Here is a 279-nt window from a genome sequence, read left to right on the forward strand (position 1 = left end):
ACCCTTGAAAGAGTGCGTAATAGCTCACTGGTCTAGTGATTCCGCGCCGACAATGTAGCGGGGCTCAAGCGTACCGCCGAAGTCGTGTCATTGCAGCAATAAGCCCCAACGGGTGCTGTGATGGGTAGGGGAGCGTCGTGTGCCGGGTGAAGCCGCGCCGGAAGGCAGTGGTGGACGGTTCACGAGTGAGAATGCAGGCATGAGTAGCGATTCACACGTGAGAAACGTGTGCGCCGATTGACTAAGGGTTCCTGGGTCAAGCTGATCTGCCCAGGGTAA

General features: G+C 57.7%; 1 rRNA gene. It reads left to right on the plus strand.

Annotated features, from left to right (window positions below):
- Positions 1 to 279, plus strand: a 23S ribosomal RNA gene (locus tag KUM44_RS42880); the annotation flags it as partial.

Source organism: Streptomyces sp. AC550_RSS872 (assembly GCF_019049285.1).
Taxonomy (GTDB): Bacteria; Actinomycetota; Actinomycetes; order Streptomycetales; family Streptomycetaceae; genus Streptomyces.